Below are 14,258 nucleotides of genomic sequence, written 5' to 3' on the forward strand. Positions count from 1 at the left end.
ATGAGAATATTAGTAATGTTTGATTTACCAACTGAAACATCAGAAGATAGAAGAAATTATAGAAAGTTTAGAAAAAATTTGATAAAAAACGGTTTTATTATGATGCAAGAGTCTGTATATGTTAGATTAGCTATGAATCAAGGTAGCGCAGATTTAGTAGTAAAGAATATACGAAGATTTTGTCCTGTAAAAGGTTTAGTACAAATTCTACAAGTTACAGAAAAGCAATTTTCTAAAATGGAATTTTTAGTAGGAGAAACACAAACAGATTATGTAGATTCGGATGAGAGGTTTATAGAATTATGAAAATTATAAATAGGGAGTGGCATCGACAAATAGAGTTAAAAGAAAATACTATCTATACTTTAGTATTTGAAAATAAAATATATTATCGTGAAATAATTCTAGAATTATTAAGGCAACATAAGGGACTAGAGGGAAGTTTTGTTTTATCTGAGCAAAATAAGGAGATAGCCTTTGATAAGTATAGTTATTTTATAAGTGATTTATTTAATATAGACATAAATAATAAAAAAGTTTTAACAAAGGTACATGCAAAACTATGTAGGCAAGTAGAAGAAGATATAATAGAATATAATAAACTAATATCTCAGATAAAAGAGTACTTTGAAAGTCTTATTTTCAATAATAGTTTAGATTTAGAACAAGATGAAGAAATAGATATAATGTCTCTATTAAAGTTAGGAAATTTGAAAATTCATTTAGAAGAAAATAATTATTTGGAAAAAATGATTAAATATATGAAAGTTCTTAATAATTTGTGCGGTACAAAAGTTATTTTTTTAGTTGGCTTACACTCGATTTTTAATGATGAGGAAATAAAGAAGTTCTATAAAGAAATTTGTTTAAATAAAATAAACATAATAAATATAGAAACACAACAATTTAATAACTATAGCGACCAAGATTATAAGGAGTTAGTATATATTTTTGATAAAGATAACTGCGAAGTTTAGTATTGATTTTTAAAGAAAATAATTGTATAATAAAGATAGATTCAAAATTTACATTCGAGTTCAAATAAAGATTTATCTATATTGCCTTATGGCTGGATCGGTGTCGGTCCATTTTTTTGTATATAATTAGTTTTTAAAGTTTAGTAGTCAAAATTTCTTTTCCAAACCTCAATTTGAGGTTTGAGAGATATGTAAATTTTGAGTTACACCAAACACACTAGGAACGTATTCTACTATAGCTGTGTTTGAGAGATATGTAAATTTTGAGTTACACCAAACTGAGGAAATTTCAAAAGATATAGAACATCGTTTGAGAGATATGTAAATTTTGAGTTACACCAAACATCCTCTGTTTCTTTAGTTGAAATTTTTGAGTTTGAGAGATATGTAAATTTTGAGTTACACCAAACATATCAAGCTGGAGCAAAAGGACATAATATGGTTTGAGAGATATGTAAATTTTGAGTTACACCAAACATCTGAAATAGAAGCACTTAAAACTCAACAGTTTGAGAGATATGTAAATTTTGAGTTACACCAAACAAAGAACTAAAAACACAAAACGAAAGATTAGTTTGAGAGATATGTAAATTTTGAGTTACACCAAACTTGGCTTACAATATCGAGAATATTTGTTCAGTTTGAGAGATATGTAAATTTTGAGTTACACCAAACCACTGACAGGAATTTCCGTTGAAAGATCTGTTTGAGAGATATGTAAATTTTGAGTTACACCAAACTGTAAAAACAGAAGACTTCTTCAACGCGAGTTTGAGAGATATGTAAATTTTGAGTTACACCAAACTTTTAATTCCTTATCGCTAGCTAGTTGAAAGTTTGAGAGATATGTAAATTTTGAGTTACACCAAACAACACTAGGAACGTATTCTACTATAGCTGTGTTTGAGAGATATGTAAATTTTGAGTTACACCAAACAATCAAGGTTGGCGTGAAAATACAGCCTTAGTTTGAGAGATATGTAAATTTTGAGTTACACCAAACCATTTCTTGTTAGCTTTTCTTTTGGATTCTGTTTGAGAGATATGTAAATTTTGAGTTACACCAAACAAGTAAGATTAACAGAGATGTTGAACCTTTGTTTGAGAGATATGTAAATTTTGAGTTACACCAAACTGCTACTTTGAATGCTGTCAAGCATTTTAGGTTTGAGAGATATGTAAATTTTGAGTTACACCAAACTAACAAGGGGAAGACAGTAGGGGGATTTCTGTTTGAGAGATATGTAAATTTTGAGTTACACCAAACATATCTATATGCACGTCCTCAAGAATTATTGTTTGAGAGATATGTAAATTTTGAGTTACACCAAACGCTTCATCTGCTGTAAACCATGTTTCATTTGTTTGAGAGATATGTAAATTTTGAGTTACACCAAACTGTTAACATTTAATCAAACATAAGCCTTTGTTTGAGAGATATGTAAATTTTGAGTTACACCAAACACTAACATCAATGCCATTCTTAATCGGCTCGTTTGAGAGATATGTAAATTTTGAGTTACACCAAACTAATATTTTGGGAGAAATAAAAGAATAATAGTTTGAGAGATATGTAAATTTTGAGTTACACCAAACCGAAATATAAATGAACTAGTAGCAGAAGTGTTTGAGAGATATGTAAATTTTGAGTTACACCAAACCGCAAGTATATTTAGATGGCGGTACTTATTGTTTGAGAGATATGTAAATTTTGAGTTACACCAAACAGTTACTTTTGCAGCCTTGACTCAACAACAGTTTGAGAGATATGTAAATTTTGAGTTACACCAAACATTATACGTTTCATAAATTTGTGGAGTTACGTTTGAGAGATATGTAAATTTTGAGTTACACCAAACAAAGAAAAGAGGATAAATAAATGGCAACAGGTTTGAGAGATATGTAAATTTTGAGTTACACCAAACTTCTATATTTTCTACTGTAGGCCAGTGGTTGTTTGAGAGATATGTAAATTTTGAGTTACACCAAACGTTTCAATTGAGATATCAAACGGTACTTAGTTTGAGAGATATGTAAATTTTGAGTTACACCAAACAGGGACTAAGAATACGAACATAACTTATAAGTTTGAGAGATATGTAAATTTTGAGTTACACCAAACGATTTTGGGGTTAGATGGAACCCAGTTGCTGTTTGAGAGATATGTAAATTTTGAGTTACACCAAACAAGCCAAATACCTTTTGTTGAAGATCCTCGGTTTGAGAGATATGTAAATTTTGAGTTACACCAAACTAATTCATCCGATTTATCTAGACGGGATTCGTTTGAGAGATATGTAAATTTTGAGTTACACCAAACGCAAGGGGTGTCAAAACTAGATGAAGTAAAGTTTGAGAGATATGTAAATTTTGAGTTACACCAAACTCACGAATGGTACAACGCTATAGGATTTTTGTTTGAGAGATATGTAAATTTTGAGTTACACCAAACAAATGAATAGAGAATATACGGTGGATGACGGTTTGAGAGAATTGTAAATTTTGAATTATATGAAATGGTAAGTAAAAATTTTAAAATAGTTATATACAGATAAATATTATTATTTTAGGAAATACGTGTAAAATCATAAATACGGTATTTTATAGTTTGAGAGATATGTAAATTTTGAATCTTATAAAATATTTTGTCTTAAATGAAAAGACAAAATAAAAATTCTAAAATGAGTGTGTCTTCACACTTTGGAAATTATTTTAGAAAATGAATGAAAATAAAAAAGTTGAATATAGCTTCATTTTGTAGGCTATACTCAACTTTTTATTTTTTATTTTATATTGCTAATAATAGTTTCTAGTTTCATAGAACGGCTTGCTTTAAACAAGATTACTTCATTTTTGTGTTTATTAGCTTTTAGATAATCAGTCACTTCTTCAATAGTTGAAAAGTGAAGGGTGGTTATATCTTTATTATTAATGTTATCTGTAATGTTTTTAGCAAGATCACCGACACTAATAACTAAATTAATATCATGAGAATTATTGTTTATATAAGTACCAACTCCGCTATGGTACTCGACTTCATTTGGTCCAAGCTCAAACATACTACCAAGAACAAGCGTTTTAAATCCAAAATCATTAAAATCACTAATAACATCAACAGCAGCCTTCATAGAAGTAGGACTAGCATTATAAGCATCATTTATAATTAATGAATTTTCACCATAAGGGACACTCTCTAAACGCATATTAGTAATTTTAGAAATATTATCTATTGCGTGACGAATTTCTTCATTCGTTAGACCAATTTTTTTAGCTATTGCTACTGCGAACATTATATTAAATAAATTGTGTTTACCTTTTAATGTAGTAGAAAAATTATTTTCATCGATATTAAGTTTGAAATCTATTTTATTACGGGTGATAGTGTAATTTTCTAGAATAATATCGTTGTAGGAATTTTCTCCGCATGAAGTAGCGTTTATACTAGAATTTTCTACCAATTCTTTTAATAATGGTTCGTCCCCATTGTAGACGAAGAAGCCGTCTTTTTTCATACCATTTGTAATTTCAAATTTTGCTTTGGCTATACCTGCTCGTGAGCCGAAAAATTCGATATGACTTTCTCCGATATTAGTAATTATCGTATAATCTGGTTTTACTAATTTTGACAAGAAGTCAAGTTGACCAAAGTTATCAGCTCCCATTTCAAGCACAAGAATGTCACTATCTTCTGGAGCAGCAAGAATAGTCAGCGGAACTCCTAGCTCATTATTGAAGTTACCTTGAGTTTTGTGAACTTTGAATTTTGTTTCTAAAATACTTGTAACTATATCTTTTGTTGTTGTTTTTCCATTACTTCCTGTTATAGCAACAATTTTTGCATTTAAATTTTTTAAATAATGTTTAGCTAATGTTTGAATAGCTTCATAGCTATCATTTACATAAATTACATTATTATCACTTTCAAAATCATCTTTTAAAGATAATGAGGCCACAGCGCCTTTTTCGAAGGCACTTTCGATATAATTATGACCATCAACATTTTCACCTAAAAAAGGAATAAACAAATCTCCTTCTTGTACTTTTCGGCTATCAATGGCAATTCCTGTAATTTCTTTATTATCTACCAAATTTATTTTTTTAGCATTTAATATCTTTTCTAAATCTTTAACAAAATATTTCATAGTAATTTCCTATTCTTCTGTTAATAAATTTTTACGGTCTTCGTAACGCTCTAATGCTAAATCGAATAGTTCTTCAATTATTTCAGGGTAGGTAACATTCATATTCGCCCAAAGTGATGGGAACATAGAAAATGGTGTGAAGCCTGGCATTGTATTTACTTCGTTAATAAAGATTTTTCCTTCTTTAGTATAGAAGAAGTCTGCACGTACTAAACCTGATCCACTAATTGCGCGAAATGCAGTTTCTGCCATTTCTCTAAATTCTGAATATAAAGCTGTATCAATAGGAGCAGGAATATCCATGCGAGATTGCCCATCAGTATATTTAGTTTCATAATCATAGAATTCAGTTGTAGAAATATTTACAATTTCTCCAGGATCTGTAGTTCTTACTTCATTGTATCCAAGAACTGCAACTTCAATCTCTTTAGCTCCAACAGCACCTTGTTCAACTACGATTTTTTTGTCGAATTTAAGAGCTTCTTCAATACCTTTTATTAATTGTTTTTCATCATTACAACGGCTAATACCTACAGATGAACCTAAGTTAGCAGGTTTAACAAAAACAGGATATTTAAGATTGTCGTTAATTTCTTTGATAATTTTATTTTTGTTCTTTTCCCAATTGTATTCGATAAAGTGAGTATATGGTAACTGTGGTAAATCATATGCTGCAAATAATTGCTTCATAATTACTTTATCCATACCAGCTGCACTAGATAGTACATTATTGCCAACATAAGCAATATCCATAATTTCTAATAAACCTTGAATTGTTCCGTCTTCTCCATTTGGTCCGTGTAAAACAGGGAACACAATATCAAATTTATGGTTATCTTCAAATAGTAATCCACTTATATCGTTATCAAAATTAGAGAAGATAAGTTCTTTGTGATCTTTTATTTCAGATGTTATTTTTTCTCCACGGGCCCATTCTCCACTTAAAGATATAAAGATAGGAAATACGTTATATTTTTCTTTGTTGATTGCATTAATAATTGATTTTGCTGTTAATAGTGATACAGAATGCTCAGCACTTTTCCCACCATATATAATTCCGATATTTTGTTTTATCATTTTAACATCTCCTAACTAAAAATGAGATTGACTATAGTAATAGTCTACTATTACATTATACCATAAAAAATAAAAATGGAATATTTTTTTAAAATATAAAATTCAATTAATTGCTGAATGAGCAGGTTTATGTTAATGTTAAGAAACAAATAAAATAGAAGAGGTTAGTGATATATGTATTTAGCATTAAAAGAAATATTATACAATAAGTTACGTTATACATTAGTTGTGGTAATCACCTTTCTTATAACGTACATGGTCTTTTTCATGACAAGTCTTGCATTGGGCTTAATGAAAGATAATAGGTCGGCAATAGATAATTGGCAAGCACGTTCTGTAGTACTATCAGAATATGCTAACAAAAATTTAACAGCATCGTTTATTCCAAAAAATCAATATGAAAATAATTTAGATGAAGATTCTATACCTATGGGGTATACTCCAGCCGTTGTGAATTTAGAAAATAATGATAAAAAAATTAATATTTCGGTTTTCGCGCAAGAATGGAATAGTAAGATTATTCCAAAATTAGAAGATGGCAGATATCCCAGTAGCAATACTGAAGTAGTCGCAGATAAATCTATTAATAATTATGGAATACAGTTAGGAAGTAAAATATTTATTAATGGTAGTAAAGATGAATATACAATTGTTGGAATAACAAAAAATAATAAATTTTTAACATCTACTATGATATATACAAACTTGGAAACATATTGGACTATAAAAGGAACTATAAATGGTAGCAAGGCGATATCAGCAATAGTTAAAGTCAATAATAAAGCAGTTGTTGGAGATGGATTATTACAACTGAATACAGAAGAAGTGATTAAGAGTATACCAGGTTATTCGGCACAAAAGAGTGTTTTTGCTGGAATGATAGGAGCATTAGTGTTAATAACAAGTTTGGTTATAGGTATTTTTATTTATATTATAACTATACAGAAATTGGGACTTTATGGAATTATGAGAGCTCAAGGTATAAAGGTTAAAGATATCGTGTCGGCATTGTTTTGGCAGATTTTAATTTTATCAAGTATTGGTGTAGGAACAGCTTTACTCGCGGTGCTAGGAACAAGGTATATTATTCCTAAGACATTATTTTTTGAAGTGAATTGGCTAGCGTATACAGTACTTAGTATTTCTATTATTTTAGTATCGCTAATTGGTGGATTAATTTCATTACCAAAAATTTTAAAAGTATCGCCAATTAAAGCAATAGCTGAATAGGAGGGATATAATGAATCTAATAACAATGACTAATATAACGAAAGTATATAATGATGGAGATATGCAATTTACAGCATTACATCCAACTGAATTTTATCTTAATGAAGGAGAATTTGTTGCCATTATAGGCCCTTCAGGTTCGGGTAAAACAACTTTCTTGACTATTCTTGGGAATTTACAAGAAGCAACAAGTGGAGAGATAACATTTTGTGGAGAAGATATAACTAATCTAAATGAAAAGAGAAAAACAGAACTTCGTTTTGAAGAATTTGGATTTATATTACAGGCGTCTAATCTAATTCCATTTCTAAAAGTAGGAGAACAATTAGACTTGATAGATAAGTTGGGCACCCCAGAAAAAGATAAGATGAATCGTAAAGAACTATTTGATATGTTAGGACTAGAAAAGCTAAAAAATTCTTATCCGAAAGAATTATCAGGAGGAGAACGTCAAAGGGCAGCTATAGCACGAGCACTATATAATAATCCTAGAGTTATTTTGGCAGATGAACCAACGGCGAGTTTAGATACTAATCGTGCTCATCAAGTGGCAGATTTGCTGGCGGAAATTGCTCATAAAAAAAATAAAGGTGTTGTTATGATTACTCATGATACGCGTTTATTAGATAAAGTTGATCGAGTCTATCGTATGGAAGATGGACATTTAGTTGAGATTAAAAAATAAACAACGGGAATTAAAATTTTATAAGTGTGTATAAAGTTATAATAAATAACAGCTAGATATAATGTTTAAATTAGTATCTAGCTGTTATTTTAAATTTTGTATTTTTCTTTTAGCTCTGCGATAGTATCACGAAGAACTGCTGCACGCTCAAAGTCGAATTTTCCAGCAGCAGCGAACATTTCTTGCTCTAGTTCTGCTAAGTGTTCTTCTATATTGTCATCAGTAATAGTTGTATCTTGTTGTACAAGTTCTAATGATTCATCAGGAACAACTTCTTTCTTAGCACTAATACTATCACGAATTCCTTTAATAATCGTTTGTGGTGTAATTCCATGTTCTTCATTGTATGCCATTTGAATTTCGCGACGACGATTAGTTTCATCTATTGCTTTACGCATACTTCGTGTAATATTGTCAGCATACATTATTACACGTCCATTAGCGTTACGAGCAGCACGACCTATTGTTTGTAATAGCGTCTTATCTCCACGTAAGAAACCTTCTTTATCGGCATCTAATATAGCTACTAATGATACTTCTGGAATATCAAGTCCTTCACGCAATAAGTTTATTCCGACAAGGATATCAAATTTTCCAAGACGCAAGTTTCGAATTATTTCGGTACGCTCTAAAGTCTTAATATCAGAATGTAAATATTCTACTTTAAGACCATTTTCTTTAAGATAAGCGGTAAGTGCTTCTGCCATTTTTTTAGTAAGTGTTGTAATAAGAACACGCTCACCTTTGGCGATAATTTTTTCTGCTTCTTTAGTTATATCAAATACTTGATCGCTAACAGGACGAATATCGATAAGTGGGTCAAGAAGTCCTGTAGGTCGAATAATCTGTTCGGTAATTTTAGAACTATGTTCTAACTCGTAATCACCAGGGGTAGCTGAAACAAAAATTGCTTGATTTAGTTTATTTTCAAACTCAGTATAATTCAGTGGACGATTATCCAAAGCAGTAGGTAATCTAAAACCATAATCGACAAGAACTTGTTTACGAGCGCGGTCACCGTTAAACATACCTCTTACTTGAGGTAGGGTAACATGAGATTCATCGACAACAAGTAGCCAATCTTTAGGAAAATAATCTAACAATGTATAAGGAGTAGAACCAGGTTCACGTAAAGTTAAATGTAGTGAATAGTTCTCTATTCCTGAACAAAATCCCATTTCCTCCATCATTTCTAGGTCATAGTTAGTACGTTGTTCTAAACGTTGTGCTTCTAATAATTTATTTTCCATATTAAAAACTTTAAGCCTATCTTCTAACTCAGCACGAATACGTTTGATTGCTTCTTTAGTTTTTTCTTCACCTGCAACGAAGTGACTTGCAGGATAAATAGCTATGTGATTAAGTTCAGAGAGAACTTCTCCTGTAAGAGAATTAATTTCACGGATACGTTCTATTTCATCACCAAACATTTCGATACGAACAGAGTTTTCACTTCGTGATGCAGGGAAGATTTCAATAACATCACCACGTACTCTAAAAGTTCCACGGGTAAAGTCTATATCGTTACGCATATATTGGATATTAATTAGTTTTTCTAATATTTTATTACGATTGATTTCATCGCCAACTCGTAATGATAATACAAGTGAAGAATATTCCTCTGGAGATCCAAGACCATAGATACAGCTGACACTAGAAACAATAATAACATCATCGCGGTCAAATAATGAAGATGTCGCACTGTGGCGTAGTTTATCTATTTCATCATTGACAGAAGAATCTTTTTCGATATATGTGTCAGTTGATGGAACATATGCTTCTGGTTGGAAATAATCGTAGTAAGATACAAAGTATTCAACACGATTATTTGGGAAAAATTCTTTTAATTCATTATATAATTGACCAGCTAATGTTTTGTTGTGAGCAAGGACAAGAGTAGGTTTGCCAACATTTTTAATAATATTAGCTATTGTAAAAGTTTTACCAGTACCTGTAGCACCAAGAAGAGTTTGGTACTTTTCTCCGTTATTAATACCCTCGGTAAGCTCGCGAATGGCATTTACTTGGTCACCTTTTGGTTCATAATTACTTTGAAGATCAAAGTCGACATGTAATCTATTAGCTTCCAAAAAATTCACTCCTTTCAAAAAATGAGATATTCAAATAATATATTTCTATATAATTATATAATAGAAGTGTAAATAGTAAAAGTTCTTTGATTATAATAAGAAATGATAGTGTAATTCAATATTTCTTGAAAAGTATATTAATATAAATTATAATGTAGGGTAATCGGAAATTTAAATTGGGTATTGGAGATAAGAAAGTTATGAATATAAAAGAAGAGGTTATACTTTTATTTGCTTTAAATGGATATTTTTTAATAGAGTTAGTACTTTTTTTAATATTAATCCGTATGTTGATAAAAAGAAAAAACAAACAGGAGAAAATATGGCTATCAAAAAAATGGAAAATATATAATATAGTAAGTTTATTGTTAGAATATCTTATTGTGATGCCGTGGGCATCTCTTGGCTTTTTTGTTAGTATTTTTACGACAGATGATGGAAGTACATTATTTTATTTCAAATTAAATATAGTTTTATTAGTATTAACTGCTATAATGATAATTATAAGATTTAGCGTAAGTGTAATAGGGTGGATTAAAAGAAGGAAGTATTTTAAATATAATAACTAATAAAAAGAAAATGCTAAGTATCTAAATGTTACTTAGCATTTTATAATTGTATATCTTGGCCTCCATACATTGTAGGGAGATAAATATACTTATTTACTATTATTTTTTTTCGCAAGAATTGGCATAATTAAACCAAGTGAGATAAGAATTATTGGAGTAATTACGTTCATTGTCGTTTGGAATGGACTTCCTGGTGTGTACATTCCAGTAATACAAGCAAATGTAGTAAGGAAGAAACACCATGCTCCTAAACCAATTCCAATGTATTTGTTTTTTACAAACTTGTACTCTGATTGGAATTTTTCTGCTGATTTTTTCAAGAAAATGTAAGCAGCAAATACCCATAAATAACGTAGTGGCATACAAACAGCGTTTAATTTAACTAACCATCTGAATAGCTCATTTACCTCTTTAATTCCAAACATTGGAATTATGATAAGGATAGATACGATAACACCAACTAGTTTTAGACCATTAGTATAAACATCGTTATCATTCTTAACTAGTAATTTTTTCGGTATATACTGTTCATCAGCACTTCCTAATAGCATACGTAATGGCGCATCGATTGAGATAATAACGATAGAAACTTGTCCAATAAAGTCAACTATAGCATAGATAACTAAGAATAAATTACCAACTCCATAGTAGTTACCTAATGTTTGGAATGCATAATATGTACCATTAGTTAATAAATCTTTTGGAATATTATTAGTATCAAACATTAAAGCAAGTGCGAATGTTCCTAAAATAGCTGTTGTTACAACCATAAGAACTAAAGTCATCATTCCTTTAGGGAAATCAGTTGAAGGCTTTTTCATCTTATTAACATAAGGTGAAATTTTCTCACAACCACCGACGGCAAAGACCAGAATCGCTATTGATGTTACATATTTAATATCGAATGTTGGCATAAATGTATCTAAAGACCAATCGATTTTAAAAGTTTTTGCTCCTGTGATAGAAGGTGCCGTAATAGCCATCAAGATAAATAATAATGACATAATAAACATTGATGAACCCGCTAATGTTGCAAGTTTTTTGATAAAGTTAATACCTCTTGCTGCTAAGAATAATGCTACTAAGAATATTATAAGTGAAGTAATCTGTACAAAAGTAATATCCATTTTACTAATACGATTATCTCGGAATGTAGCCCAACTAAAAGCTGCAATAATACGTGATGGTTTTTGAGAAATATAAGGCATGTGAACTACCCATGTTGTCCATCCTGCATAGTAGGCTAGTAATTTACTGTGAGTTCCTTTAAGCCAAGAACTAACACCACCACCAGCATCTTTAAATGTAGAACCCAATTCTCCAACGATAAGAGAGTATGGAATAAAGTAGATTGCGAAGATTAAAACCCATGAAAAAATAGATTTAAGTCCGCCGAACTCTGAATAGCCGTTAACAATATTACCAAATGCCCAAACAGTCGAGAAGGCCATAAAAGCTAATGTATACCAAAATATTTTTTTAGCTTCTTTCTCCATAATATTTTTCCTCCTATATATAATTATATTTCTGCAATATGCATTATGAAGATATTAGCATAATATATATAATTATTCAAGTGATATTATTAGTAGTATATAGTAATATTTTAATAATCAAGATAATATGAGTTGATAGAGATAATAAGAAATAAATATACATAAAAATTATTAGATAAAAAGGTAATAATAGAATAACTATTTTGACAAAAGAAAGTTTCAATAATGTTATATAGGTTTAATTGTACTTTAAATATAACATTAATAAAGTATCTACATTTTAAAGTAATTTAACTATCTGAAGAAAATTATTATCTCTTGAATTCAGTTCAAATATAAATTATAATGACTTTGGTAACGATTTTTACATAAGGAGTTGATAGTACTTTGAAAAAACAAAAAAGTACATTATTCAAACTTATCGTATTTATGATGAGTTTGGTAGTAATATCACTTTTAATAACCACAGTATTTTTAAGAGAGTACATAAAAACACGAGAAGATGAGGTAATTCGTCAAAAGATATCTGCTACAGCTAAGATAATTGCTACAAATAAAGAAATTAAAGAAGCTGTAACTAAAAAAGAAAATAATCTTGATATTCAAAGTTATACATTTAATGCAATGAAAGAAACGGGTACAGATTTTATTGTAGTAACAGATATTGACTTTACTAGATATTCTCATCCTACACCAGAGTTAATAGGAGGAAAATTCTCAAGTATAGAAGATATTAGTAAAACCTTTACCCAAGGAGATCATTACAGTAAACAAACTGGTACATTAGGTGAAGGTGTTAGATTCTTTACTGCTATAAAAGATGATGCGGGTAATAATATTGGTGTGGTATGTGTAGGGTATACTAAAAAAACAGTAGAAAGCCAGTTAGCAAAAGCACAACGAAATCTGATTCTCTCATTGTTTATTGGATTAGGAGTAGCAGTATTACTAGCTTCAATATTTTATAAACAGTTGAAGAAAATTTTATTAAACTATGAACCAGAAGAAATTGCACATCATTACATAGAAAAAGAACTTATTTCTGATCATGTATCAGAAGGTATTATAGCGATAGATATAAATAAAAAAGTAATAGTAGTAAATAGTAGTGCTAATAGTATTCTAAGTAAAGCGAAACTACCTATAAAGATTCAAATAGGTGATATAATTGATGAGGAACTTTATAATTTGTTATTTAAAACAGTATTAGAAAATGGTATTAAAAGTTTAGATGAACAAATAATAATAAACCATGTTGATATATTATTAAACAGCAATCCAATATATAATAATGAAAGTCTATATGGGGCGGTTGTATCGTTGCGTGACCAATCAGAAATGAAACAATTAATTACAGAACTAAGTGGTACGGAAAAATATAATGATAGCCTCCGAGAGCAAAGTCATCATTTCATGAATAAACTTCATGTTTTACAAGGTTTGATAGAATTAAAATCATATGATGATGTCGAAAAATATATAGCTTACTTAAAGAATGATTACCATGAAAAAATAGGTCATATAACTGAAAATATAAAAGTACCCTCTATCGCCGGATTCTTACTAGCTAAAGAGAGAGAAGCTAGAGAAAAATCAATAAAATTGGTGATTGATTCAGACTCTGTGATTTGTCAGCAAGAAGGCTTAGAAACTTTATATAACGAGTTGGTAATTATATTAGGAGTGCTAATAGATAATGCGTTTGATGCTTTAAAAAATAAAGATAATGGGAAGATAGATGTTTATTTATACTTGAATACAGAAGAAAAGATACTATTATGTTCAGTTGAAGATAATGGAGAAGGAATAAAGGAAAAACATAAGAAAAATATTTTTAAACGAGGATTTTCTACTAAAGGAAATAATAGGGGATATGGTTTAGAAGCGGTAGAAAGTACAGTTATGAAATATAGTGGTTTAATAGAATTGGATAGTCAAGAGAATAAGGGAACAAAGATAAAAATAGAAATACCTATATTGGAGGACTAATAA

10 protein-coding genes and 1 CRISPR repeat array are annotated in these 14,258 nt (G+C 29.8%); of the genes, 6 read left to right on the forward strand and 4 right to left on the reverse strand.

All coding sequences use genetic code 11. From position 1 onward, the window contains the following. Positions 1-306 (forward strand): CRISPR-associated endonuclease Cas2, encoded by a 306-nt coding sequence (cas2, locus tag O3802_RS01910; RefSeq protein WP_371458052.1) that lies wholly within the window; start codon positions 1-3, stop codon positions 304-306. Further along, positions 303-977 carry a type II-A CRISPR-associated protein Csn2 gene (gene csn2 / locus O3802_RS01915; RefSeq protein WP_371458053.1) on the forward strand — a complete coding sequence of 225 codons (675 nt, stop codon included), beginning with the start codon at positions 303-305 and terminating at the stop codon, positions 975-977. The genes cas2 and csn2 overlap by 4 nt, the downstream gene beginning before the upstream one ends. 178 nt (positions 978-1,155) lie before the next feature. Continuing rightward, positions 1,156-3,619: direct repeats of the CRISPR family, unit length 36 nt; unit sequence GTTTGAGAGATATGTAAATTTTGAGTTACACCAAAC. A gap of 141 nt (positions 3,620-3,760) precedes the next feature. On the opposite strand, the gene O3802_RS01920 is transcribed toward csn2, so the two are convergent. Beyond that, positions 3,761-5,119: a UDP-N-acetylmuramoyl-tripeptide--D-alanyl-D-alanine ligase gene (locus O3802_RS01920; protein ID WP_371458054.1), complete on the reverse strand. Its 1,359-nt coding sequence runs from the start codon at positions 5,117-5,119 to the stop codon at positions 3,761-3,763. 9 nt (positions 5,120-5,128) lie between these two features. Continuing rightward, complete coding sequence (locus tag O3802_RS01925; protein ID WP_371458055.1) at positions 5,129-6,196, reverse strand: D-alanine--D-alanine ligase; 1,068 nt, start codon at positions 6,194-6,196, stop codon at positions 5,129-5,131. Between the two features lie 174 nt (positions 6,197-6,370). Between O3802_RS01925 and O3802_RS01930 the strand changes: the two genes are divergently transcribed. Together O3802_RS01930 and O3802_RS01935 are read left to right on the forward strand one after the other, a co-directional pair. Continuing rightward, entirely contained in the window at positions 6,371-7,426 is a 1,056-nt protein-coding gene (locus tag O3802_RS01930) for an FtsX-like permease family protein (protein WP_371458056.1), read from the forward strand. A 10-nt stretch (positions 7,427-7,436) separates the two neighbouring features. Beyond that, positions 7,437-8,111, forward strand: coding sequence for an ABC transporter ATP-binding protein (locus tag O3802_RS01935; RefSeq protein ID WP_371458057.1), 675 nt, complete (start codon positions 7,437-7,439; stop codon positions 8,109-8,111). A gap of 89 nt (positions 8,112-8,200) precedes the next feature. On the opposite strand, the gene uvrB is transcribed toward O3802_RS01935, so the two are convergent. Beyond that, positions 8,201-10,201, reverse strand: coding sequence for an excinuclease ABC subunit UvrB (uvrB, locus tag O3802_RS01940; RefSeq protein ID WP_371458058.1), 2,001 nt, complete (start codon positions 10,199-10,201; stop codon positions 8,201-8,203). A 200-nt stretch (positions 10,202-10,401) separates the two neighbouring features. Between uvrB and O3802_RS01945 the strand changes: the two genes are divergently transcribed. Beyond that, positions 10,402-10,770, forward strand: coding sequence for a hypothetical protein (locus tag O3802_RS01945; protein WP_371458059.1), 369 nt, complete (start codon positions 10,402-10,404; stop codon positions 10,768-10,770). Between the two features lie 89 nt (positions 10,771-10,859). On the opposite strand, the gene O3802_RS01950 is transcribed toward O3802_RS01945, so the two are convergent. Continuing rightward, positions 10,860-12,266, reverse strand: a complete 1,407-nt coding sequence (locus tag O3802_RS01950; RefSeq protein ID WP_371458060.1) for an APC family permease — start codon at positions 12,264-12,266, stop codon at positions 10,860-10,862. A 387-nt stretch (positions 12,267-12,653) separates the two neighbouring features. On the opposite strand from O3802_RS01950, the gene O3802_RS01955 reads away from it, so the two are divergent. Beyond that, positions 12,654-14,255: an ATP-binding protein gene (locus O3802_RS01955; protein ID WP_371458061.1), complete on the forward strand. Its 1,602-nt coding sequence runs from the start codon at positions 12,654-12,656 to the stop codon at positions 14,253-14,255. Positions 14,256-14,258: the final 3 nt, after the last annotated feature.

This window comes from Gemella sp. 27098_8_92 (assembly GCF_041433685.1).
In the GTDB taxonomy this organism is placed as follows: domain Bacteria; phylum Bacillota; class Bacilli; order Staphylococcales; family Gemellaceae; genus Gemella.